This is a genomic window from Aeromonas sp. QDB62, assembly GCF_027705695.1.
GTDB classification, from domain to species: Bacteria; Pseudomonadota; Gammaproteobacteria; order Enterobacterales; family Aeromonadaceae; genus Aeromonas; species Aeromonas allosaccharophila.
Genome location: NZ_JAPDCD010000028.1, coordinates 15,009 through 37,821 on the forward strand (window position 1 = coordinate 15,009; position 22,813 = coordinate 37,821).

The 22,813-nt window shown below is 60.4% G+C and carries 20 protein-coding genes; 9 read left to right on the plus strand and 11 right to left on the minus strand.

The genetic code is table 11. The annotated features are described in order from the left end of the window. The first annotated feature begins 157 nt into the window (after positions 1–157). Positions 158–2,707 carry a putative bifunctional diguanylate cyclase/phosphodiesterase gene (locus tag OKC27_RS14565; RefSeq protein WP_182938548.1) on the plus strand — a complete coding sequence of 850 codons (2,550 nt, stop codon included), beginning with the start codon at positions 158–160 and terminating at the stop codon, positions 2,705–2,707. Between the two features lie 54 nt (positions 2,708–2,761). Further along, complete coding sequence (locus OKC27_RS14570; RefSeq protein ID WP_267967859.1) at positions 2,762–3,523, plus strand: class I SAM-dependent methyltransferase; 762 nt, start codon at positions 2,762–2,764, stop codon at positions 3,521–3,523. A 71-nt stretch (positions 3,524–3,594) separates the two neighbouring features. Here the strand turns inward: OKC27_RS14570 and OKC27_RS14575 are convergent, their stop codons facing one another. From OKC27_RS14575 to rhlB, 3 genes are read right to left on the minus strand one after another with little or no spacing between them, the layout of a single operon-like run. Beyond that, complete coding sequence (locus tag OKC27_RS14575; RefSeq protein WP_182938547.1) at positions 3,595–3,849, minus strand: Rho-binding antiterminator; 255 nt, start codon at positions 3,847–3,849, stop codon at positions 3,595–3,597. A gap of 30 nt (positions 3,850–3,879) precedes the next feature. Beyond that, entirely contained in the window at positions 3,880–5,370 is a 1,491-nt protein-coding gene (gppA, locus tag OKC27_RS14580; RefSeq protein WP_042656762.1) for a guanosine-5'-triphosphate,3'-diphosphate diphosphatase, read from the minus strand. 12 nt (positions 5,371–5,382) lie between these two features. Further along, the gene (gene rhlB, locus OKC27_RS14585) at positions 5,383–6,672 is read right to left on the minus strand and encodes an ATP-dependent RNA helicase RhlB (protein WP_042656763.1); all 1,290 of its coding nucleotides are present in this window, start codon (positions 6,670–6,672) and stop codon (positions 5,383–5,385) included. 113 nt (positions 6,673–6,785) lie between these two features. Here rhlB and trxA point away from each other — a divergent pair, with 113 nt between their 5' ends. The 6 genes from trxA (at position 6,786) to OKC27_RS14615 (ending at position 13,283) form a co-directional block, all read left to right on the plus strand. Continuing rightward, positions 6,786–7,112: a thioredoxin TrxA gene (trxA, locus tag OKC27_RS14590; protein WP_005339416.1), complete on the plus strand. Its 327-nt coding sequence runs from the start codon at positions 6,786–6,788 to the stop codon at positions 7,110–7,112. A 203-nt stretch (positions 7,113–7,315) separates the two neighbouring features. After that, positions 7,316–8,581 (plus strand): transcription termination factor Rho, encoded by a 1,266-nt coding sequence (gene rho, locus OKC27_RS14595; protein ID WP_042656764.1) that lies wholly within the window; start codon positions 7,316–7,318, stop codon positions 8,579–8,581. Between the two features lie 108 nt (positions 8,582–8,689). After that, positions 8,690–9,682 (plus strand): hypothetical protein, encoded by a 993-nt coding sequence (locus OKC27_RS14600; RefSeq protein WP_182938546.1) that lies wholly within the window; start codon positions 8,690–8,692, stop codon positions 9,680–9,682. A 33-nt stretch (positions 9,683–9,715) separates the two neighbouring features. Then, positions 9,716–11,185, plus strand: coding sequence for a 4-hydroxy-3-polyprenylbenzoate decarboxylase (gene ubiD / locus OKC27_RS14605; RefSeq protein ID WP_042060819.1), 1,470 nt, complete (start codon positions 9,716–9,718; stop codon positions 11,183–11,185). A gap of 155 nt (positions 11,186–11,340) precedes the next feature. Next, a complete protein-coding gene (gene fre, locus OKC27_RS14610) occupies positions 11,341–12,039 on the plus strand; it encodes an NAD(P)H-flavin reductase (protein WP_139409691.1) in 699 nt (232 codons plus the stop codon). 209 nt (positions 12,040–12,248) lie between these two features. Then, complete coding sequence (locus OKC27_RS14615; RefSeq protein ID WP_270806424.1) at positions 12,249–13,283, plus strand: GGDEF domain-containing protein; 1,035 nt, start codon at positions 12,249–12,251, stop codon at positions 13,281–13,283. Between the two features lie 54 nt (positions 13,284–13,337). Here OKC27_RS14615 and ubiK read toward each other — a convergent pair whose 3' ends face one another. After that, positions 13,338–13,595, minus strand: a complete 258-nt coding sequence (gene ubiK, locus OKC27_RS14620; RefSeq protein WP_005339429.1) for a ubiquinone biosynthesis accessory factor UbiK — start codon at positions 13,593–13,595, stop codon at positions 13,338–13,340. 297 nt (positions 13,596–13,892) lie between these two features. Here ubiK and OKC27_RS14625 point away from each other — a divergent pair, with 297 nt between their 5' ends. After that, complete coding sequence (locus OKC27_RS14625; protein ID WP_182938545.1) at positions 13,893–16,328, plus strand: VolA/Pla-1 family phospholipase; 2,436 nt, start codon at positions 13,893–13,895, stop codon at positions 16,326–16,328. Between the two features lie 66 nt (positions 16,329–16,394). Here OKC27_RS14625 and glpG read toward each other — a convergent pair whose 3' ends face one another. The 7 genes from glpG to OKC27_RS14660 form a co-directional block, all read right to left on the minus strand. Further along, entirely contained in the window at positions 16,395–17,228 is an 834-nt protein-coding gene (gene glpG, locus OKC27_RS14630) for a rhomboid family intramembrane serine protease GlpG (RefSeq protein WP_075111884.1), read from the minus strand. Next, complete coding sequence (glpE, locus tag OKC27_RS14635; RefSeq protein WP_108613491.1) at positions 17,225–17,548, minus strand: thiosulfate sulfurtransferase GlpE; 324 nt, start codon at positions 17,546–17,548, stop codon at positions 17,225–17,227. The genes glpG and glpE overlap by 4 nt, the downstream gene beginning before the upstream one ends. 122 nt (positions 17,549–17,670) lie before the next feature. Continuing rightward, positions 17,671–18,372: an ABC transporter ATP-binding protein gene (locus OKC27_RS14640; RefSeq protein ID WP_005339433.1), complete on the minus strand. Its 702-nt coding sequence runs from the start codon at positions 18,370–18,372 to the stop codon at positions 17,671–17,673. Between the two features lie 10 nt (positions 18,373–18,382). Further along, the gene (gene livG / locus OKC27_RS14645; protein ID WP_182938544.1) at positions 18,383–19,156 is read right to left on the minus strand and encodes a high-affinity branched-chain amino acid ABC transporter ATP-binding protein LivG; all 774 of its coding nucleotides are present in this window, start codon (positions 19,154–19,156) and stop codon (positions 18,383–18,385) included. Continuing rightward, positions 19,153–20,421 carry a high-affinity branched-chain amino acid ABC transporter permease LivM gene (locus tag OKC27_RS14650; RefSeq protein WP_162626975.1) on the minus strand — a complete coding sequence of 423 codons (1,269 nt, stop codon included), beginning with the start codon at positions 20,419–20,421 and terminating at the stop codon, positions 19,153–19,155. The genes livG and OKC27_RS14650 overlap by 4 nt, the downstream gene beginning before the upstream one ends. Beyond that, the gene (gene livH / locus OKC27_RS14655; protein ID WP_139409695.1) at positions 20,421–21,347 is read right to left on the minus strand and encodes a high-affinity branched-chain amino acid ABC transporter permease LivH; all 927 of its coding nucleotides are present in this window, start codon (positions 21,345–21,347) and stop codon (positions 20,421–20,423) included. The genes OKC27_RS14650 and livH overlap by 1 nt, the downstream gene beginning before the upstream one ends. 67 nt (positions 21,348–21,414) lie before the next feature. After that, positions 21,415–22,536 (minus strand): branched-chain amino acid ABC transporter substrate-binding protein, encoded by a 1,122-nt coding sequence (locus OKC27_RS14660; RefSeq protein WP_182938543.1) that lies wholly within the window; start codon positions 22,534–22,536, stop codon positions 21,415–21,417. Positions 22,537–22,813: the final 277 nt, after the last annotated feature.

Here is a 22,813-nt window from a genome sequence, read left to right on the forward strand (position 1 = left end):
GGCATAGTGGGATCAAACCGTGATTTTTACGACAAAAAGGGACCTTTTGGTCCCTTTTTTCAAGGCTTTTTAATATCTTGCTGATTGCATATTTGCACTGCCCACGGCTCTTCAGTAGAGTCGTGTTCTAACCTTCAAGGAGAGAAAGCCACTTGCCATGAGGCGAGCACTCGATTCCGTCTATCAAATCATCTCCAGTCTGGCTCATTCGAGCGGCCAGGGATATTTCGATACTTTTGTGAGTGAAATCGCCGCTGCTGTGATGGCTGATGTCGTCCTGATCGCCAGCAGGGAATCAAATGCTTCCCATCTGACGGTGCAGGCTGCCTACCCCTCCTCCCTTGACCCCGATACCCTGACGCTGCCCCTGACTGACACCCCTGATGCCATTACCTGGCAGGAGGGAGAGGCCTGGTTCAGCGATCGTCTGTTGCAACTGTTCCCCGCAATGCCGCTCGCCGAGGCGTGGCAAGCCCAGGCCTACGCCGGGATTGCCCTCAAGGATGCGGATGGCGAGACCATCGGCGTCTGCTGCCTGCTCTATCACCAGCCGCAGGCCAATATGGGCAAGGTGATGGGGCTGCTCCGGTTGCTGGGGGCGCTGGCCGGGCGTGAACTGGCGCTGATGTTGCAGCGGCAATTGCCGCAACCTGTGCCCGATGCCCCCCAGCTGCTGCAGAGCATGCTGTTTCAGGCGCCGGTGGGGATCGGCAAGCTCGATCTCACCGGCCGGATTCTCTGGGCCAATCCGGCCATCGAGAAGATGCTGGGTTATTCCCTCGACGAGCTGCTGTATCGCTCCATCTCCGACATCAATCACCCCGAAGATTGGCAGCGCAGTCTCGAATGTTACGAGCAGATCCACCGTGGCGAGCGCAGCAGCTTCACCCAGGAGAAGCGCTACTTCTGCAAGGGGGGCGAGATCCTGTGGGGGCGGGTAACCGTCACCCTGATCCGCGATGAGCAGCAGCAGCCGGACTACCTGATGGTGCTGCTGGAGAATATCGATCCTCTCAAGCGCCATGCGGAGCAGCTCAAGCTCTCCCACCGGGTCTATGACAACCTCTCCGAGGCCATTCTGGTGTGCGATGCCGACAGCCGCATCGTCTCGGTCAACCCGGCGTTCGAGCAGATCACCGGTTACAGCGGTGACGAGGCGCGGGGTCAGCGGCCCAGCATGCTCAAGTCCGGGTTGCATGACCAGACCTTCTATGCCGACATGTACCATGCGCTGGAGCGGGTGGGGGTATGGCGTGGCGAGGTGTGGAACAAGCGCAAGAACGGCAAGCTCTATCCGCAGCAGCTGATGATCAGTACCCTGCGCGAAGCCGGCAAGATTCAGCAATATATTGCCATTTTTAGCGATCTTTCCCAGACCAAGCAGGCCGAGCAGAAGATCGCGACCCAAGCCAACTATGACAACCTCACCAGCCTGCCGAACCGCTGGCTGTTTGGCCGCTGCCTCACCCGCTTCTGCGAGCGGGGCGAGCGCTTTGCACTGATGGTGCTCGATCTCAACAACTTCAAGGCGGTCAACAACAGCATGGATCACCATGCTGGCGATGCCCTGCTGCGAGAGGTGTCGGATCGGCTGGTGAGCCGGGTGCGCACCGAAGATCTGGTGGCCCGCATCGGCGGCGACGAATTTGCCTTTCTGGTGCCCGGCATCGTCACCCGCCGTCAGGCTGAGGTGTTTGCCAAGCAGGTGATCGGCAGCTTCGCCCGTCCGTTTATGCTGGCGAATCAGCATCTCTACGTCACGGCCACCGTCGGCATGACCCTCTGTCCGATCGATGGCAGCGAGAGCGACGAGCTGCTGCGCAATGCCGAGCAGGCGCTGTTTGCGGCAAAGCGGCAGGGGCGCTTGATAGGCTCTTACTGTTCCTCCATGCGGGAAGAGGTGCGCCAGCGCCACCAGATGCAGCAGGATCTGGCCGAAGCGATCAAGCTTGAGCAGCTGACCATGGCCTACCAGCCGATCTGGGACAACCGCAGCGGGCGGGTCGCCAAGCTGGAGGCGCTGGTGCGCTGGTATCACCCCCAATGGGGACAGGTCTCCCCTGCCGAGTTCATTCCGCTGGCGGAAGAGGCGGGGTTGATTCAGGGGCTGGGGGCGCTGGTATTGTGGCAGTCGTGCCGGGATCTGGCACGGTTGCAGCAGTCCGGCTTCCCGGATCTGCAGATGTCGATCAACCGCTCCACCATGGAGTTTCAGACCATCGACCCCGAGGCGAGCGAGTGGCTCAAGGTGATCCAGCACTTCGGGCTCGATCCTGCCGACATCGTCATCGAAATCACCGAATCTCTGCTGATGGAGAGTAGCGATCAGCACAGGGTGCGGATCGATGCCCTGCGCGAGGCGGGCTGCAAGCTGGCCATCGATGACTTCGGTACCGGCTATTCGGCGCTCAACTATCTGCGCACCTTCCCGGTCGATCTGGTCAAGATCGACCGCTCTTTCGTGCGCCATATCCCCTTCAACGAGCAGGATCGGTTGCTGCTCGATGGCATCATCAACATAGTGCACAACCTCGGCATGCAGGTGGTGATCGAGGGGGTAGAGACCCGCGAGCAGCTCAACTTCCTCTGCCAGAAAGGGTGTGCCTTCACCCAGGGTTATCTGCTCAGCCGCCCGCTGGCCTATGACGACCTCACCGATTATCTCGCCCTCAACCGTCAGGGGATGAACCTCACTGTCGTGAGCTGATCCACCGCTTCTGTTATCATGGCCGCTTCGGTACGTGCCATGAGTCTGTCCCCTATGCCCCATATTCAGGTTTTCAGTGAAGTCCCCGCCCGTGATGGCGAGCTCGACGCCCTGCGTTTACGCCTTGCCGACGTGGAGTTTCCGGCTCCGTTTGCGCTGGTACTGACTGAAGAGAGGCTGGAACTGCGCAAGCTGGATGAACCCAAGCTGGGTGCCGTCTATGTGGACTTCGTGGAAGGGGCAGTGGCGCATCGCCGCAAGTTTGGCGGCGGTCGCGGCCAGTCCATCGCCAAGGCGGTGGGGCTCAAGGCTGGCGCCACTCCGACCGTGGTGGATGCCACTGCCGGGCTGGGGCGCGATGCCTTTGTGCTCGCGTCTCTCGGTTGCAAGGTGACCCTGATCGAACGCAGCCCCGTGGTGGCCGCTCTGTTGCAAGACGGGCTGACGCGGGCGGCGCAGGATCCCGAAATTGGCCCCTGGGTCAGCGAGCGGATGCAACTGCTGCAGGGCCCGGCGGTGGACAATCTGCTGGCGCTGCCGGAGCGGCCCGAGGTGATCTACCTCGACCCCATGTTCCCTCACAAGCAGAAGTCGGCGCTGGTGAAAAAAGAGATGCGGGTGTTCCAGTCGCTGGTGGGGCCGGATCTCGATGCGGATGTCCTGCTGCCTGCCGCGCTCAAGATGGCTGAGAAGCGGGTGGTGGTGAAGCGGCCGGATTATGCGGGCTGGCTCAACGAGCACAAACCCAGTATGGCCATCGAGACCAAGAGCAACCGCTTCGATGTCTACGTGATGGCGGCACTGGCAGCGGGTTAATGGCCGGTGTGAGTCGCGGAGGCAAAAAAGGAGGGCCAACGTCATGTTGGCCCTCCTTTTTCGTAGCGGATTCAGCGGGTTGGCGCGAAGCGGATCAGCTTATCTTCCCCTTGCCAGTTCAGGCGCAGGGTCGCCAACTCCGCCAGACTGAGCCGCTCGCCACTGTGCAGCAGCAGATACTCGACCCCCTCGCTGGCTTCGATGGTGCGGATCTTGTCATCCCACTGGCGACCTTCGCGACTGGTGAGGGTCACCGGCAGTTGCCAGCTGGCGGCGATCTCCAGCCAGTCGTAGAGATCGCAGCTGATGGGTTGATAATCCGGCATGATCGGCTCCAAAACAGCCAGGTTGCTGAGTCAGGCTTCCTGTACGCGGGTCGGCCAGCCCATCTTCTGCTGGCGTTCCACTTCAAAGCGCAGCTCGCTGGCGCGCAGGTAGTGTTCATCCATCCAGCCCTTGGGCAGGGTCAGGGTCAGTGACTCTTCTTCTGCCTGCAGGGTGAAGCTGGGCACAGTGCCCTGGGTACGGCGCATGCAGAGGATCAGCGCGATGCGCAGGATACGGGCCAGTCGGATCGCCTGACGAGCGGTGACGGCACCCTGTTTCTCCAGCGGTTCCAGCTTGAATTCGTCCCGCTGGTTGAACAGCAGGGCCGACAACAGCTTCTTTTGCGCAGGGGTAAAGCCCGGCATGTCGATGTTGTCGATGATGTAGGCGGCGTGTTGTGGCGCCTTCTTGTACTCGATGCACAGACCGATCTCGTGCAGCAGCGCGGCATAACGCAAGATTGGGCGACCGTAGCGTTTCGAGAGTCGCCAGGTCGGTTGCAGCTGGTTGAACGCTTCGACGGCGGTATCGCGTACCCGCTCGGCGTGCTCTTTATCCAGCTGATAGCGGCTGATCAGGCTGTCAGCGGTGCGATCCCGGGCATCACAGTCGTGATTGTTGCCGAGCAGACCGTAGATAAGCCCTTCACGCAGGGCGCCACCCGCGAGGGTCATGCTCTCGATATTCAGGGTTTCGAAGATGGCGATCAAGATGGCGAGGCCGGAGGGGAACACGGTCAGCCGCTCGGCCGCCAGCCCTTCCAGTTGCAGCCGGTCCAGCTTGCCGCAGGCGATGGCCTGACCCATCAGCTCCTGCAACTTCGGCAGGGTAACCCGTTCGCTCTTCCCTTGCGCCAGCATGATCTCTTGCAGCGCCTGTACCGTGCCGGAGGCGCCGACGCAGGTGCGCCAGCCGAGGGCGCGGTAATCTTCCGCCACCTTCTCCAGCACTGCCTTGGCGGCGGCAATCGCCTGCTCGAAGCGTGCCTCGGAGAGCTCGCCATCACCAAAGTGATTGTTGAGCCAGGTGACGCAGCCCATGTGCAGGCTGTTGAGCAGTTTTGCTTCGCTATGTTCGCCGATCACCAGTTCGGTACTGGCACCGCCGATGTCGATCACCAGCCGGTTGCCTTCCCCGGCAGAGGTCCAGGAGACCCCTTCGTAGATGGTCTTGGCCTCTTCCTCGCCCGAGATGATCTCGATGCTGTGGTTGAGTACCCGTTCCGCTTCGCTGAGGAACTCATCGACGTTGGTGGCAAGACGCAGGGTGGCGGTACCCACGACCCGGATATTGTCGGCCGGAATGTCCTGCAACTGCTCGGAGAACAGACGCAGGCAGTCCCAGCCCCGCTCCATGGCGGCGCGGTTGAGACGAAATTCCTGATCGAGCCCGGCGGCGAGGCGCACCTTGCGTTTGACCTTGGCGACGGTGCGCAGGGCACCGGCGACCTCGCGCACCACCAGCATATGAAAGCTGTTGGAGCCGAGGTCGATGGCGGCATAGAGAGGCGAGTTGTGCAACTGGGCCTGTCCTTAGCTCTTGCGTGGCGGACGACGACGGTTGTTGCTGTTGCCACCGCCCTGACGATCCCGCATGTTGCGGTTCACCGGCTGACGGTTGCGGAACACCCGTTTCGGCGGGGTCACGTCATCCAGCAGCGCTTCGCGGTCGTACTTGCTGACCGGAATGGCGTGGTGGATGTACTCCTCGATGGCCGGCAGGTTGAAGGCATAGTCTTCACAGGCCAGGCTGATGGAGTGACCGCTCTTGCCGGCACGACCGGTACGACCGATGCGGTGTACATAGTCTTCGGCGTCGTCGGGCAGGTCATAGTTGAAGACGTGGGTCACGTCAGGGATGTGCAGACCACGGGCGGCCACGTCGGTGGCGACCAGAATATCGAGCGCACCCTTGGTGAAATCCTCGAGGATCTTCATCCGCTTCTTCTGCGGCACATCACCGGTCAGCAGACCGACGCGGTGGCCGTCGTTCTCCAGCCAGGCATGCACGTCTTCGCAGACATGCTTGGTGTTGGCGAAGACGATGGCTTTTTCCGGCCACTCCTCTTCCATCAGGGAGAGCAGCAGCAACATCTTGTCTTCGTTGGAGGGGTAGAACAGCTCCTCCTTGATCCGCACACCGGTCATCTGCTCCGGCTCGACCTGCACATGTTCCGGGTGGTTCATGTGTTCGTAGGCCAGCTCCTGCACGCGCAGGGAGAGGGTGGCGGAGAACAGCATGCTCAGACGCTCGGTCGGGGCAGGCATGCGGCGGAACAGGAAGCGGATGTCCTTGATGAAGCCGAGATCGAACATGCGATCCGCTTCGTCCAGTACCACGACCTGAATGTTGCTCAGATCGATCACCTTGGACTTGAAGTAGTCGATGATGCGACCCGTGGTGCCGATCAGGATGTCGACGCCCTGCTCCAGTACGGCCAGCTGCTTGTCGTAACCTTCGCCACCGTAGGCGAGGCCGAGTTTCAGGCCGGTAGAAGCGGCGATGCTGTCGGCATCGTTATAGATCTGTACTGCCAGTTCCCGGGTGGGCGCCATGATGATGGCTCTGGGTTGGTTAACCAGACGGGGCTTGGTCAGCGGGTGAGTCAGTAGATAGTTGAATGTCGCAGCCAGGAAGGCAATGGTCTTGCCGGTTCCGGTCTGGGCCTGACCGGCGAGGTCATGACCTTCTACCAGCAGTGGCAGAGACAGTGCCTGGATGGGCGTGCAATAGTGAAATCCCTTTGATTCCAGACCAGCCAGAACTTCGGGTTCGAGGCCCATTTGGGCGAATTTGTCGGTCGTTAAGTGTGTTTTGCTCATGGCGGTAGGTTATCAGGTTAGGCTTGCAATAATAAACAGGATCATTTCAAATAGGGCAACTATTGCCTTTGTTGATATGTCAATAAAGCCTTAATTACTGACTGGAGTTGGAGATGAGTGACAAGATTGTTCAGCTGAGCGATGCCAGCTTCGAGGCAGATGTAATCAAAGCCGATGGCGCCGTTCTGGTCGACTTCTGGGCCGAGTGGTGTGGTCCGTGCAAGATGATTGCCCCGATCCTGGAAGAAGTTGCCCAAGAGTACGAAGGTCGCGTGACCGTAGCCAAACTGAACATCGACCATAACTCTGATACTCCGCCCAAGTACGGCATTCGTGGTATCCCGACCCTCTTGCTGTTCAAGAATGGCGAAGTGGCAGCGACCAAGGTCGGTGCACTGTCCAAGACTCAGCTGAAAGAGTTCCTGGACGGCAACCTGTAATAATCAAAGAGGAGCGCATTGCAATAATGCGCTCCTTGTGTTTTATCACCTAGACGCTCACCCCGATTGGTGCTAATTTATCGCTCGTTTGCTAACCTTTTTGCCTGACTCTTTGCTAACTACAGCCTGGCAATCAAATCCGATCAGCATCAATCCAGCAGACTGTCTCCTCATTCAATCCTTGCTTACAGACTTTCACCACTATGAATCTGACTGAATTAAAGAACACTCCTGTGTCCGAGCTGGTCAAGCTTGGCGAATCCATGGGGTTGGAAAATCTGGCTCGGGCGCACAAGAAAGATATTATTTTTGCAATCCTCAAGGCACACGCCAAGGGTGGCGAAGATATCTTTGGCGACGGTGTGCTGGAAATCCTGACCGATGGTTTCGGCTTCCTGCGTAGTGCAGACGGCTCCTATCTGGCAGGCCCGGACGATATCTACGTCTCCCCGAGCCAGATCCGCCGCTTCAACCTGCGTACCGGCGATACCATCTCCGGCAAGATCCGGCCACCGAAAGAGGGCGAACGCTACTTCGCGCTGCTCAAGGTCAACGAGGTCAACTACGACCGTCCGGAAAACTCCCGCAACAAGATCCTGTTTGAAAACCTTACCCCCCTGCATGCCAACGAACGTCTGCGTATGGAACGGGGTAACGGCTCTACCGAAGATATCACCGCCCGTGTACTGGACCTGGCTTCCCCCATCGGTAAAGGCCAGCGTGGCCTGATCGTGGCGCCGCCCAAGGCCGGTAAGACCATGCTGCTGCAGAACATCGCCCAGAGCATCGCCTACAACCACCCGGACTGTGAACTGATCGTTCTGCTGATCGACGAGCGTCCGGAAGAAGTGACCGAGATGCAGCGCATGGTGAAGGGTGAAGTGATCGCTTCCACCTTTGACGAACCTGCCTCCCGTCACGTCCAGGTCGCCGAAATGGTGATCGAGAAGGCCAAGCGTCTGGTCGAGCACAAGAAAGACGTGGTGATCCTGCTGGACTCCATCACCCGTCTGGCCCGTGCCTACAACACCGTCATCCCGTCATCCGGCAAGGTACTGACCGGTGGTGTGGATGCCAACGCACTGCACCGTCCCAAGCGCTTCTTCGGCGCCGCGCGTAACGTGGAGGAGGGTGGCAGCCTTACCATCATCGCCACCGCGCTGGTCGATACCGGTTCCAAGATGGACGAGGTGATCTACGAAGAGTTCAAGGGTACCGGCAACATGGAACTGCACCTCTCGCGCAAGATTGCCGAGAAGCGCGTCTATCCGGCTATCGACATCACCCGCTCCGGCACCCGTAAGGAAGAGCTGCTGACCGCGCCTGACGAGCTGCAGAAGATGTGGATCCTGCGCAAGATCATTCACCCGATGGGTGAGATTGACAGCATCGAGTTCCTGATCGACAAGCTGGCAGCGACCAAAACCAACGACGAATTCTTTGACTCCATGCGGCGTCAGCAGAAGTAAGTCCGGTCACAAAATGACGAAACCGCGGCCCTGGTCGCGGTTTTTGTTTATCTGTTTTCCGGTCGCCCTAGTAGTATGAGATCCCGATGTCACAAGGATGGAGACGTCATGAAGCCTGTTTTCTGGTTGTTGCTGGGGTTGCTGAGCGCAATTCCGGCCTATGCGCAGGCTGCACCGGTTACGGTGACCGCCGAGACGCTGCAGACGCACCAGCGTTATCTGGCGAGCCGTCTGCAACAGGGGCAATTTGCCGCCATCGACTCTCTGCTGGCGACCCTCAGCCGCGAGCAGCGGGAGTTCCTGCTGCTGCAACTGCTGCGCGATATTCCGGCGGCCGAACCGGCCTCCCCCGCGTTGCAACAGTGGGTCGAGGCTCAGGCTGGCAAGGCCCCGAAGTGGCTGGTGGAGCAGCAGGTAGACGGTTTTCTGGTGCAGCAGCCGGTCTACGATTTTGCCGCGCGCGCCCGGCAGTTGCTGGGGGAGTGGCAGGTGCAGGCGCTGCAAGCCAGCTATCGCCGCCAGCTGGAGCTCGGCAGTTTCCGCTTCAAGAGCATCTATTACCGTGGCAATCCCGCGCTTGCCCAGCAGCAGCAAGCCCTGTTGCGGGCCCTCGACACCCAGCCGCAGTCGGTCTGGGTACGTGAAGCGCGCCAACTGGCGGCGCAGAATATCTATCTGCCCGACAACCGCCTGCTGCTGTATCTGTTGCAAGGTACCGGTGAGCCTGCGCTGTATGCCCGCTTGTGGCACCGGCCGGTGGATCAGGATGCACTCACGGCGTTGCTCACCATCAACCGTTTCCATCAGGGCAATGTTGCCAGCGACCTGCTGATCGCCGCCAGTGACAATCCCGGATTGAAAGCATCGGCCTTGCGCCAGCTCAGTGCGCTCTCGCCCTTGCCGCCGCAGGCCCAGAAATACCTGCTGGCCGAACTCTCCAACCGCCAATACGGCGCACTGGTGGCCGGTCTGTTGATGGAGGTGGACGAGCCCCAGCTGCTCTCTGCGCTGGCCAGACGGCTCGGCCAGCGTGACACTCCCCCCATTGCTCCGAGCCTGCTGCCCGATTCGGGTACACCCGATGGACGGCCAGGGTTATAATGCCTGACCTCCTGAACCCGGTTGGGAACTTGCATGAAATACAAGGATTTGCGTGATTTCATCGCGCAGCTGGAACAAAACGGACAACTCAAGCGCATCACCCGCGAGATAGATCCCTATCTGGAGATGACCGAGATCAGCGATCGTACTCTGCGTGCGGGCGGCCCGGCTCTGCTGTTCGAAAATCCCAAAGGCTACACCATGCCGGTGCTGACCAACCTGTTCGGCACGCCGGATCGGGTTGCCATGGGCATGGGCCAGCCCGATGTGGGCGCCCTGCGTCAGGTCGGGGTCTGGCTCTCCTATCTCAAGGAGCCCGAGCCGCCCAAGGGATTCAAGGAGCTGATGGAGAAGCTGCCGATCTTCAAGCAGGTGCTCAACATGCCGACCAAGCGCCTCTCTTCCGCCCCCTGCCAGCAAGTGGTGCAGGAGGGCGATGCGGTCGATCTCGACCAGATCCCGATTCAGCACTGCTGGCCCGGCGATGTGGCGCCGCTGGTCACCTGGGGTCTCACCATCACCCGCGGCCCTTACAAGAAGCGGCAGAACCTCGGTATCTATCGTCAGCAGAAGATCGCCAAAAACAAGCTGATCATGCGCTGGCTCGATCACCGCGGCGGTGCCATCGATTTTCGCGAGTGGCAGGAGGCCCATCCCGGTGAGCGTTTCCCGGTGGTGGTGGCGCTTGGTGCCGATCCGGCGACCATTCTCGGCGCGGTGACGCCGGTGCCGGATACCCTCTCCGAATATGCCTTTGCCGGTCTGCTGCGCGGCAGCCGTACCGAGGTGATCAAGGCCATCAGTTGCGATCTGGAGGTGCCCGCCAGCGCCGAGATCGTGCTGGAGGGTTATCTGGAGCCGGGTGAGCTGGCGCCGGAAGGCCCATATGGCGACCACACCGGTTACTACAACGAGGTGGACGAGTTCCCGGTCTTCACCATCACCCATATCACCAAGCGGCGCGATGCCATCTATCACAGCACCTACACCGGCCGTCCGCCCGATGAACCGGCAGTGTTGGGGCTGGCGCTGAACGAGGTGTTCGTGCCGCTGCTGCAGAAGCAGTTCCCCGAGATTGTGGACTTCTATCTGCCGCCGGAGGGGTGCTCCTACCGGATGGCGGTGGTCACCATCAAGAAGCGCTACCCGGGCCACGCAAAGCGGGTGATGCTGGGGGTCTGGTCCTTCCTGCGCCAGTTCATGTACACCAAGTTCGTGGTGGTGTGTGACGATGACGTCAACGCCCGCGACTGGAAGGATGTGATCTGGGCCATCACCACCCGGATGGACCCGGCACGGGACACCACCCTGATCGAGCACACGCCGATCGATTATCTGGACTTCGCCTCGCCGGTCTCCGGCCTCGGCTCCAAGATGGGGCTGGATGCCACCAACAAGTGGCCGGGCGAGACCAATCGGGAGTGGGGTCAGCCCATCGTGCAGGACGAGGCGGTGAAGCAGAAGGTCGATGCCATCTGGGATGAGCTGAAGATCCTCGACTGAGGCAAACATGGCTGCTTTGTTGCATTTGCTGCAAAAAGTGATGCGATCCGCAGTTATTTGAGTATTCTCGACTGACGGGGCCAGGGCTGCTGGTCGTCACTCCATAGTGAAACAATGAGCGAAGCGGGCCGAGCGAGCCCGCCACAAGGACAAGAATGCAACGTATCAAATGCCGCGTAGAGGAACTGCGCGAATATGTCGACACCATCTGGCATGTGGCCTTGGCGCCGCAGCAAGCGATCAGCTTCAAGCCGGGCCAGTATCTGCTGGTGGTGATGAGCGATTCGGACAAGCGCCCCTTCTCCATCGCCAACTCGCCGACCCGCCCGGGCGTGCTGGAGCTGCAAATTGGTGCCACTGCCGAAAATGCCTACGCCGGTCAGGTGCTGGCCCGCATGCGCGAGCAGGGCGAGATCGAGGTCGAATTGCCGGCTGGCAAGGCGTTCCTGCGCGATGAATCCCCCCGTCCGCTGATCCTGATGGCGGGCGGCACCGGCTTCTCTTACGCCCGCTCCATTCTGGAGTATCTGATCGACACTGGCAGCAAGCGCCCGGTGTTCTTCTACTGGGGCGTGCGTCAGGCTCACTGGCTCTACGAGCTGGAGCAGATGCAGCAGTGGGAGCGTGACTATGCGCCGCTCACCTTCATCCCGGTGGTGCAGGAGCCGGACGCTGACTGGACCGGCAAGAGCGGACTGGTACACAAGGCGATCATGGATGACTTCGTCAGCCTCCACGATTACGACATCTATGTCGCCGGTCGCTTCGAGATGGCTGGGGCCGCGCGGGAGGAGTTCAAGATCCTCGGCGCCGAGCCGGAGCGCATCTTCGGTGACGCCTACGAATTTATCTGACGGGATCCCCGTTTGGATGACGCAGCCCCCGGTTTTGCCGGGGGCTTTTGTTTTTTTCGCCTGCGGCCATAAAAATGGCGTCAAATGGCGCATTCACAGTCGCGTTATCTCGTGATTTTTCGTCATTCTGGATATGAATGGCTACTAATCAGCCGTGGCTAGTGGCATCTTTGTGAAGATTGTCAGCAAGCAGGGTAAGGATATCCGTAGTGATAGCGCAAGGAGAGGTCGGGTTGGGCGAACAGGGCAGGATATCGGCAACGGATGACAAGGCGGTGGGCGGCGCTGTGGAGCGGGGCGCGACCCTGTTCCCGTGTTCTCATGGTGGTGACCTGGCCCGTTTGCAGGCTGAAATCGCCGCGCTGAAACATGAAAACGGCCTGCTACAGGAGAAGCTCAACGCCGCCCTCGATGGCACCGGCATCTGCCTCTGGCAGGGCACCATTCCCACCGGTGAGCTGCGGGTCTTCAATCTGCAGAACTTTCAGGTCGGTGACATGGCTCCCCATTTCGAGCTGTGGAGCGCCAAGCTCCATCCCGATGATCGCGCGCACGCCATAGGTAGCTATTTCGCCCATCTTGAGGGCAAAACCCCCTTCTACGAAGCCGAATACCGTACCGTTAGCCCGGCTGGCGAGATCACCTGGCTGTGGGATCGGGGCCGTGTCGTCGATCGGGATAGTGATGGCAAGCCGCTACGGATCATGGGCTCCCATATCGATATCACCCAACGCAAGGCCTATGAACAGCGGCTGGCCGATCGCGCCAACAGCGACGCCCTCACCGGGTTGCTCAACCGGCAGGGATTTGGCAAGGCGTTCGCCCAGCAGAAACCGCAAGGGGCGGGAGCGCTGCTCTTTATCGACCTGGATGATTTCAAGGGGATCAATGACCAGCTGGGCCACGCCTGCGGTGATCAGGTGCTGCAGCAGATGGCGGACTGGTTGCGCCTCATCATGCCGGGCTCGGCGCTATGCGGCCGTTACGGCGGCGACGAGTTTGTGGTGCATCTGCACCGGGATGTGTCGAGCCATGGCCTGGCGCAACTGGCTGACGCCCTGATCAGCCGGATGCACGGCTATGTGCCCAAACCCGGTTGCCCGCAACGGGTGGGGCTGAGTATCGGTATCGCCTTGTGGGAGGAGGAGCCATTGAGCTTCCGGCAGGCGCTGGAGGTGGCCGACCGTGCCATGTATGAGGCCAAGGCCCGCGGTAAGCGTGCCTGGTATCTGCTTCAGGTGTGATGTTTTTTACAGGGTCAATTCAAAGCAAAAACCCCAGCCGAGCTGGGGTTTTCGTTATTCGCCTTTGGCGCCGAGCTGCTGCTCGAGCTGAGCCAGCTTGCTTTCGAGGGCGGCCAGTTTTTCACGGGTACGCAGCAGCACCTTGGTCTGCACGTCGAACTCTTCGCGGCTGACCAGATCCAGCTTGCCCAGCTGGGCTTGCAGTACCTGACGCATCTTCTTTTCGGCCTCTTCACCCATGCTGCGAATGCCGGGCGGCAGGGAGTTGTGCACCTGCTTGGCGATCTCTTCCAGTTTCTTCGGGTCGATCATGATGTCCTCCTTAAGCGTTGGCGGACATTCTACCGACAATTCCCTCACTTTGCCGAGATCGCGGCGGCTTTTTAGTCGTGACGATGGCTGCTGGCTGGTCGGGTCTGGTTAATCCTCCGCTGTTGTTACCCTTGCGCCCCCTTGTTGACGTAAAACCTTGATTCTCGCTACAAACCTGAGCAGAAGATGACCAACATGAGTCTCGTTGGTTGTTGGTTTTATGTTAACTTTGTGCGGTCGAAGTGGTGAATGCTTCGTTGGCTTGTGATGGACAACAACCTATAAAGAGAACAAAAAATGAAGAAGAAGCTAATTTATGCCGCCGTGCTCAGCGCACTGCTGGCCGGATGTGGTGGGGATGACAACAAGGGAGATACCACCAGCTCCCTCGACTACGCCCTGAGTGGCGCCAACGGGATTCGCCCGAGCGTGCTGGCCCCCCGTGCCAGCGATGGCACCCTGAAGTTTTCGACCGAGACTGCGGATCTGTCGAACCCGGTGTCTGCCCTCTCCACCCTGGATGGCTGGTCTACAACGCAACCTGTCCAGCTGGTACCGGCGACCGTGACCGGTGTCTCTGTGCCAGCACCTGCGGCCAGCGAGTACGCCTCTGCCGTTGCGCCCCTCTATCTGCTGGAGCTGGTGCTGGATCCGGTGACTCAGCGACCTGTCGGGGTGAAGAACAACAAGCCTCTGACCTATGGCTCCGACTTTGTGGTGAGCGATGGTGGCGGCAAACTCAATCTGGTTCCGCTCAAGCCGCTTAATCCCTCTTCTTACTACATGATTGTGGCGACCGATTCCCTCAAGGACAGTCGCAGCACACCGCTCAAAGCGGGGGGTGATTACAGCAACTTCAAATCGGCTGCTGGCGCAACCACGCAGGAGCAGACCATCAACGGCCTGATCTCGCTGCAGGAAGGTCTGTTCAAGGCGGCCACCGGAATCACCAGCGACCGGGTGATCTTCTCCGACTGGTTTGCCACCCAATCTGGTGCCGATGTGCTGCTGGCAGTGAAGAGTGCCGCCGCTTCCGTGTTGAAGAGCCCGAGTCTGGACGCCGCTTCGCTGTGGAAACAGGATGCCAGGGGCAATACCAGCTTGCCGGCAACCTATACCATCAGCAGCCTTAATGGCGGCGTGGATTTTCTGACCCAGCTGGCTGCTGAGCCATTCCTGCCGCAGGATCAGAAAGATGCATTGAGTGCCGCCTTTGGTACTGGCATGCCGCTTAACGGTGTTGCCCAGTTGACCAAGGTTTACACCGGCACCGTCAAGCTCCCTTACTTCCTCTCTACACCCGCGCTGGCTGGCTCCTGGGACAAGGCCAAGACCCAATCCTGGCATGGTGCCATGCCCAGCCTCTATGCCATCGCCAACGCGCTGAAAGCGGGCGATACCGAGGTGATCGGTGGACTGGTCGGGGCGGGGGTGGACCCGGCACTGCTGGGTGAGCTGATCGCCGACCCGAGCCGTCAGAGTGAATTGCTGACCGAGGCGAGCAAGCTGATCGGGGTGACCCTCACCTCCGGTGGCAAACCGCTGGATGCCGAGCGCAATATCGGCCGTTTCAACCCGCTGCCGGCCCTGACCGAAGTGCAATCGGTACCGTTGCGGATCTTTGCCGCCGGGCCGCTGGCCAATGTCACCGATGTGATCATCTATCAGCACGGGGTCACCTCCATCAAGGAGAATGCCTATGCGCTGGCGTTGGGCCAGATCGGCGCTGGCGCCACTGCCAGCAAGAGCGTCGCTGTAGTAGTGATCGATCATCCGCTGCATGGTGAGCGTGGCTATGCCCTGAGTGGCAGCACGGATACCGTCACCACCTCCGAGAACCCGACTCCCTACCTGAATCTGGGCTATCTGACGGTGGCGCGGGACAACCTGAAACAGAGCGTGGCCGATCTGCTGGGACTGCGACTGGCCGTCGGTCTGGCCAATGCCAAGGGGCTGGGTGGTCAACTGGGCGGCGCCGGACTGAAGGTACATTTCCTCGGCCACTCTCTGGGGGCAATTGCCGGAGCCAATCTGCTGGCGGTCGCCAACCAGACCACCGGCAGTGCCCTGGCTGATGCCCTGTTCAAGTTCGATACCGGCGGTCTGGCGATGCCGGGTGGCGGCATAGCGCCGTTGCTGCTCAACTCGCCGAGCTTCGGGCCGACCATCAAGATGAGCGTGCTCACCTCGGGCAGTCCGGAGCTGAAAGCGGGCTTTACCGCCTATGCACCGAACTGCAAAACGGCTGCCGCCACTTGCTTCGTCAACGAGTTCCTGCCCAGTCTGGATGCGGCCACTCAGGCGGGGGCTGCGAGCACCTTGCAGAGCTATACCTTTGCCGCCCAGTCAGTGCTGGACTCTGCCGACCCGATCAATCTGGGCAGTGGCGTCGCCAAGAGCTTCCCGCTGTTCGCCACCGAAATTGTTGGCGATGGTGCGCTCAGCTTGCCGGATCAGGTGATCCCCAACAGCATCGCCTCCGCGCCGCTGGGTGGCACCGAACCACTGTTCCGGGTGCTGGGTTTGCAAGAGCTGAAGGGTTCCGGTGTGCTCCCGGCGGGTCACCATGCTGCACGCTTCCTGAAAGGGGGTCATAGCTCGCTGCTGGCACCTGACGAGAACTTCGATCAGGCTGGCGCGGTCACCACCGAGATCCAGACCCAGTTCGCCAGCTTCTTTATGAGTGGCGGTGCGGCGGTCAAGGTAACCGATGACACCCTGATCAAGCAGTAATTGCCTATTGAGTAACAAAACGCCGCCCTTCGGGGCGGCGTTGTTGTTTCTGCGGCAGCTGAAAAATCAGGCTGGCTGGTGGTTGCGATCCAGCCAGCCTTGCAGCAGGCCGACCAGCAGACCGGTCAGGTGGGCGATGTTGGCGGTGCTGGTGCCGAGCATGTCGAAGAAGCCGAGCACCATCCAGAACAGCATAAAGCCCATCAGCGCTGGCGGCAGGGTGAGGCCGCAGGCCGGTTGCAGCTTGCTGCGCAGCCAGCAGTAGCCGAGCAGGGCATAGACCACGCCGGAGAGGCCGCCAAACAGCGGACCGCTGGCAAAGAACTCGGCGATATTGGGCAGGGCGGCGCCCACCAGCAGCAGGATCAGCAGCTTGCCGCTGCCGAGGCGCTGTTCAATCTGGCCGCCGAGATACCACCACCAGAGCAAGTTGAACACCAGATGGAGCACTGAGAAGTGGATCAGGGCGGGGGTGAAATAGCGCCACGCCTGCCAGTCGGTGAACTGGGCCAGCGTCGGGTGGAACGCCAGTTCATCGTAGATGGGCAGGCCGATGGCATCGATGCCGTAGATGGCGAGACAGGCGATGATCACCACCAGCGTCAGCGGCCCCGCCTGATGGAGGAAGTCGGTGATGGGGTCCGTCATCCCCTTGCTGTAGTCGATGCGGGCATCGGCGCGGCCGGATTGCCAGGAGGCTTCCATGTAGCGCGGGTGGCCCGGCTCGGCCAGGAAGCGTTTCACCTCCAGCTGGGCCTGGGCGAGGCGCGGCTCGTCCGCCAGCCAGATGGTGACCCCCAGCTCGGACTGGGTCAGCTCGCAGGAGATGCCCAGCGTCGCCAGATAGTCCACCAGCGCCTGCGCCATGCGGGCGTTATCGAGCACCAGCAGCTGGATCATGCCTCGCCTGCCTCGGTGGGAAATTCCCGGCGCCACGCCTCGAAGCCACCATCCATGCTGTAGACCTCGTCATAGCCCTGTTGCAGCAGGTATTGGGCGGCTCCCTGACTACTGTTGCCGTGATAGCACATCACGATGACCGGGGTATCGAAATCCACTTCATTCATAAAGCGCACCAGCGTGCCGTTGGTGAGGTGGAAGGCGCCGACCGCGTGGGCCGCTTCAAAGGATTGCGGGTCGCGAATATCCACCAGACGGGCTTCACCCGCGCTCAGTTTCTGGTGGGCATCATGGGCATTGATATGGGCAAACTGGTCCATCTGGATGTCCTGCGAATAGGTTGATTACGGGCCAGTGTACCGCAAGCTGTGGCGCAAACTAACCCCACAAAAGATAAGGGAGCCGGTGGCTCCCTTGTCGATATGGCATGCGGGTCAGCGGGTTAACCGCCGAGATAGGCCTGCCGCACTGCCGGGTTGGCCAGCAGGGCGGCGCCCGTGTCTTGCAGCACCACATGGCCGTTCTCCAGTACATAGCCGCGGTCGGCCAGCTTGAGCGCCTGGTTGGCGTTCTGCTCCACCAGAAAGATGGTCATCCCCTTCTGGCGCAGCTGCTCTATGGTGTCGAAGATCTGCTGGATGACGATGGGGGCCAGCCCCAGCGAGGGTTCATCCAGCAGCAGCAGGCGCGGTTTGCTCATCAGGGCGCGGCCGATGGCCAGCATCTGTTGCTCGCCGCCGGACATGGTGCCCGCCCGCTGTTCCAGCCGTTCGTGCAGGCGCGGGAACAGGGTGAACACCTGATCCAGCAGGCCGTGCTGCTCGGCCTTGTCGACGAAGAAGGCGCCCATCAGCAGGTTCTCCTCCACCGTCAGGCGGGCGAAGATGCGGCGCCCCTCCGGCACCACGGCGATATCCTTGCGCATGATGCGGGCGGTGGTGAGGGAGCTGATCTGTTCCCCCTCAAACCAGATGGAGCCGCTGCTGGGCTTGGGTTCACCGCACAGAGTCATCAGCAGGGTGGTCTTGCCCGCGCCGTTGGCACCGATCAGGGTGACGATTTCCCCCTCTTTCACCTCGACGCTGACATCGTGCAGCGCCTGAATTTTGCCGTAGTGGGTCGATACGTTGCGAAGTTCTAACATCTTGTTTTCCTTACGACTCGCCCAGATAGGCCTTGATCACTGCCGGGTTGTTGCGGATCTCATCCGGCTTGCCGTGGGCCAGCGGGGTGCCCTGGCTGACCACGAAGATGCGGTTGGAGATGCCCATCACCAGCTTCATATCGTGCTCGATCAGCAGCACCGAGACTCCGAACTCGTCCCGCAGGCTCATGATCAGCTCATCCAGCTCGTCGGTCTCCTTCGGGTTGAGACCGGCTGCCGGTTCATCCAGCATCAGCAGCTCGGGACGGGTCGCCATGCAGCGGGCGATCTCGAGGCGACGCTGCTGACCGTAGGCCAGATTGCCAGCTGCGCGGTTGGCGAGATCCTTGAGCCCCACTTTATCCAGCCAGAAGGCGGCCTGCTCCAACCCCTCCTGCTCCGCTCGGCGAAACGCCGGGGTCTTGAATAGACCGGCGATAAAGCTGGTGTTGAGGTGCTGGTGCTGGGCGACCAGCAGGTTCTCCACCGCTGTCATCTCCTTGAACAGCCGCACGTGCTGGAAGGTACGCACAATCCCCTTGCGGGCGATGAGGTGGCCGGGCAGCCCCTGGATCTCCTCACCCTTGTAGCGGATGGTGCCGCCGCTTGGGCAGTAGAAACCGGTCAGGCAGTTGAAGATGGTGGTCTTGCCTGCGCCGTTGGGGCCGATGATGGAGATCACCTCGCCCTTGTCGATATCCAGTTTTACCCCGTTGACGGCCAGCAGGCCGCCAAAGCGCATCGACAAATCAGAGACTTCCATTAACTTCTGATGAGTGCTCATTTCTTCAACTCCAGATGCGGACGGGTCATCGGCAGCAATCCTTGTGGCCGCCAGATCATCATGAACACCATCAAGAGGCCGAACATCAGCATGCGGTACTCGTTGAATTCGCGGGCCAGCTCCGGCAGCACCGTCATCACGATGGCGGCCAGCACCACCCCGATCTGGGAGCCCATGCCCCCCAGCACCACAATCGCCAGCACAATGGCCGACTCGATAAAGACGAAGGATTCCGGGCTGATAAAGCCTTGCCGCGAGGCGAAGAAACTGCCTGCGAAACCGGCAAAGGTCGCGCCAATGGTGAAGGCGGTCAGCTTGATGATGGTGGGGTTGAGCCCCAGTGATTTGCAGGCGATCTCGTCTTCCCGCAGCGCTTCCCAGGCGCGGCCGAGCGGCATCCGCAGCAGGCGGTTGATGACGAACAGAGTCGCCACTACCAGTACCAGCGCCATCAGATAGAGGAAGATCACCTTGTGGTTGGCGTTGTAGGTAATGCCAAAGAAGTTGTGGAAGGTATCAAAGCCGCCATCCTTGACGGTGCGGTTGAATTCGAGACCCGCGAGCGTCGGTTTGGGGATGCCGGAGATCCCGTTTGGGCCGCCGGTCAGGGTGGTCATATTGTTGAGCAGGATGCGGATGATCTCGCCAAAGCCCAGGGTGACGATGGCCAGATAGTCCCCCCGCAGCCGCAATACCGGGAACCCGAGCAGGAAGCCGAAGGTGGCGGCCATCAGCCCGGCGATGGGCAGACACTCCCAGAAGCTCAGTCCGAAGTAGGTGTTGAGCAGGGCATAGCTGTAGGCACCGACCGCGTAGAAGCCGACATAACCGAGATCGAGCAGTCCGGCGAGGCCGACCACCACGTTCAGCCCCAACCCCAGCATGATGTAAATCAGGGTGAGGGTGGCGAGATCGATGGCGCCGCGAGAGGCCATAAAGGGCCAGCTCACCGCGAACAGCAGCACCAGCACGGCGGTGAGGTTATAGAGCTTGGGCGCCTCTTCCGGGCTCGGCAGCACCAGCTTGTTGAAGCCGACCGAGAAGCCGCTGATGGAGGCCTGAAACAGCCGGGCGATCTGGCCGCGCAGCATCTGGAACCAGAATACGAGGGTGGCGCCCCCCAGCAGCCAGGCCAGCGACACATCGAGGCGGCTCACCACCAGCAGGCGGGAGCCGTCGGTCTCCAGCTTGAAGCCGAGCAGCCAGAAGGAGAGCACCAGCAGCACCAGGCTGGCGATACAGGCGTGGATAAATTGATTTCTCATCACACTTTCTCCACTTCCGGACGACCCAGGATGCCAGTGGGCATAAAGAGCAGCACAAAGATGAGCAGGGCAAACGCCATCACATCCTTGTACTCGGTGCTGAGATAACCGGCGGTGAGCGCTTCCACCACCCCCAGCAGCAGGCCACCCAGTACGGCGCCCGGAATACTGCCGATACCGCCCAGCACGGCGGCAGTGAAGGCCTTCAGACCAGCCATAAAGCCGAGGTAGGGGTTGATGACGCCGTAATACATGCCGAGCAGCACCCCGGCCACGGCGGCCAGCGCAGCCCCCAGCACGAAGGTGATGGAGATGACCACGTGGGTGTCGATCCCCAGCAGGTTGGCCATCTTGATATCTTCCGAACAGGCGCGGCAGGCGCGGCCCATGCGGGAGCGGTTGATGAACTGGGTCAGCGCCAGCATGGTGACAAAGGTCACCACGAAGATGATCAGCTGCATGTAGGAGAGGCTGGCCTGAAAACCATCTTCACCCCCCAGCGTCCAGCCACCGGAGATCAGGGTGGGCATGGCGATATCGCGCGAGCCCTGGGCCATTCGCATCATGTTCTGCAAGAAGATCGACATGCCGATGGCGGAGATGAGGGGGATCAGCCGGTTACCGCCGCGCAGCGGCCGGTAGGCAACCCGCTCGATGCTCCAGCCATAGGTGCCGGTGATGACGATACTGACCAGGAAGGCGCCCCCCAGCAGTAGAAAGGTGCTGTCGATGCCCATCATCATGAGCCCCGCCATCACCATGAAAGCGACATAGGAGCCGATCATGTAAACCTCGCCGTGGGCGAAGTTGATCATGCCGATGATGCCATAGACCATGGTGTAGCCGATGGCGATCAACGCATAGGTGCTGCCTATGGTTAATCCGTTCAGCAGTTGCTGAACCAGATAGAGGAGGTGTTCGGACATACTGCGTTCCCTGTACTTGCCCGCAAAGAGAGGAGGGGGTGAGCGTACTCACCCCCCAATCGGCAGATTATTTGACTTGGCTGGAGGTACCGTCAGCGTGCCACTGGAACACACCGAATTCGAAGCCTTTCAGGTCACCGTTCGGTGCCCAGTTCAGGGGGCCCATTACGGTTTCGACCGGGGTGGCCTTGATGGCGGCGGCCACAGCGGCCGGGTCATCTTCACCCGCTTTGGCGATACCGGCTGCCAGGGTTTGCACCGCGGCATAGGTGGTCCAGACGAACGGGCCAGAGGAGTCCTGACCCTTGGCCTTGAACGCCGCAACCAGCGGGGCGTTGGTCGGCACCAGATCGTATTTGTTCGGCAGGGTCACCAGCAGGCCTTCAGACGCCGGGCCGCCGATGGCGGAGATATCCTTGTTACCCACCCCTTCCGGGCCCATGAACTTGGCTTTCAGCCCTTTCTCGCCAGCCTGACGCAGGATCAGGCCCAGCTCAGGGTGGTAGCCGCCGTAGTAGACGAAATCGACGTTCTCTTTCTGCAGCTTGGCGATCAGGGCGGAGAAGTCCTTGTCACCGGCGGTGATCCCCTCAAAGGCCACCACTTTCACGCCAGCCTTGTCGAGCGCTGCTTTCACGCTGGAGGCGATCCCTTCACCGTACTGTTTCTTGTCGTGGATAACGGCCACGCGCTGGGGTTTGACCTGCTCGATGATGTATTTGGCGGCAGTCGGGCCCTGATCGCTATCCAGACCGATGGTGCGCAGGGTCAGCTGGTAACCGCGCTCGGTGATTTTTGGGTTGGTGGAGGCGGGGGTAATCATCAGGATCCCCTCGTCTTCATAGATATCGGAGGCGGGCAGGGTATTGTCGGAGCAGAGGTGACCGACCACGAACTTGACGCCGTCATTCACCACCTTGTTGGCGACGGCCACCGCCTGTTTGGGATCGCAGGCATCGTCATAGACGACCGCTTCGATCTGCTTGCCGTTGATGCCGCCTGCCTTGTTGATCTGCTCGACCGCCATCTTGCCGCCGGTGAACTGCATGTCCCCGTACTGGGCGACCGGGCCAGTGACCGGGCCTGCGATACCGATCTTGATGGTGTCTGCCGCGTGGGCGATGGAGATCGATCCAAACAGAGCCAAAGAAACCGCTGCGCTTACTGTTATTTTGCTCAACTTATGCATTGATTCGTCCCTTAATCAGTGGATTGTTTCATTTCCGTGTGTCATTCCGGATCTACATCCCGTGCATCCGGCTATAGGTATGGTTCTATCATTCCTCACGGGGCAATAACAAGCTGTTAAAGATACTAACCAGAGGGGGTTTAATGGGCTTATTTTGAAACAAATGACCTGTTATTTTTCGCAGAATAGAGCTTAATATCGATTTGTTGACTTAACATCTTGGTAACGACAGGCGATTCTGACAAACGCCAGAGGATTAATCTGGCGATATTTTACT

Excerpts from the sequence above, each read along its gene's own strand:
- OKC27_RS14565 (WP_182938548.1), top strand. The coding sequence starts at position 158 with ATGAGGCGAGCACTCGATTCCGTCTATCAAATCATCTCCAGTCTGGCT.
- OKC27_RS14570 (WP_267967859.1), top strand. The coding sequence starts at position 2,762 with ATGCCCCATATTCAGGTTTTCAGTGAAGTCCCCGCCCGTGATGGCGAG.
- OKC27_RS14575 (WP_182938547.1), bottom strand. The coding sequence starts at position 3,849 with ATGCCGGATTATCAACCCATCAGCTGCGATCTCTACGACTGGCTGGAG.
- rhlB (WP_042656763.1), bottom strand. The coding sequence starts at position 6,672 with ATGAGCAAAACACACTTAACGACCGACAAATTCGCCCAAATGGGCCTC.
- trxA (WP_005339416.1), top strand. The coding sequence starts at position 6,786 with ATGAGTGACAAGATTGTTCAGCTGAGCGATGCCAGCTTCGAGGCAGAT.
- rho (WP_042656764.1), top strand. The coding sequence starts at position 7,316 with ATGAATCTGACTGAATTAAAGAACACTCCTGTGTCCGAGCTGGTCAAG.
- OKC27_RS14600 (WP_182938546.1), top strand. The coding sequence starts at position 8,690 with ATGAAGCCTGTTTTCTGGTTGTTGCTGGGGTTGCTGAGCGCAATTCCG.
- ubiD (WP_042060819.1), top strand. The coding sequence starts at position 9,716 with ATGAAATACAAGGATTTGCGTGATTTCATCGCGCAGCTGGAACAAAAC.
- fre (WP_139409691.1), top strand. The coding sequence starts at position 11,341 with ATGCAACGTATCAAATGCCGCGTAGAGGAACTGCGCGAATATGTCGAC.
- ubiK (WP_005339429.1), bottom strand. The coding sequence starts at position 13,595 with ATGATCGACCCGAAGAAACTGGAAGAGATCGCCAAGCAGGTGCACAAC.
- OKC27_RS14625 (WP_182938545.1), top strand. The coding sequence starts at position 13,893 with ATGAAGAAGAAGCTAATTTATGCCGCCGTGCTCAGCGCACTGCTGGCC.
- glpG (WP_075111884.1), bottom strand. The coding sequence starts at position 17,228 with ATGATCCAGCTGCTGGTGCTCGATAACGCCCGCATGGCGCAGGCGCTG.
- glpE (WP_108613491.1), bottom strand. The coding sequence starts at position 17,548 with ATGGACCAGTTTGCCCATATCAATGCCCATGATGCCCACCAGAAACTG.
- OKC27_RS14640 (WP_005339433.1), bottom strand. The coding sequence starts at position 18,372 with ATGTTAGAACTTCGCAACGTATCGACCCACTACGGCAAAATTCAGGCG.
- livG (WP_182938544.1), bottom strand. The coding sequence starts at position 19,156 with ATGAGCACTCATCAGAAGTTAATGGAAGTCTCTGATTTGTCGATGCGC.
- OKC27_RS14650 (WP_162626975.1), bottom strand. The coding sequence starts at position 20,421 with ATGAGAAATCAATTTATCCACGCCTGTATCGCCAGCCTGGTGCTGCTG.
- livH (WP_139409695.1), bottom strand. The coding sequence starts at position 21,347 with ATGTCCGAACACCTCCTCTATCTGGTTCAGCAACTGCTGAACGGATTA.
- OKC27_RS14660 (WP_182938543.1), bottom strand. The coding sequence starts at position 22,536 with ATGCATAAGTTGAGCAAAATAACAGTAAGCGCAGCGGTTTCTTTGGCT.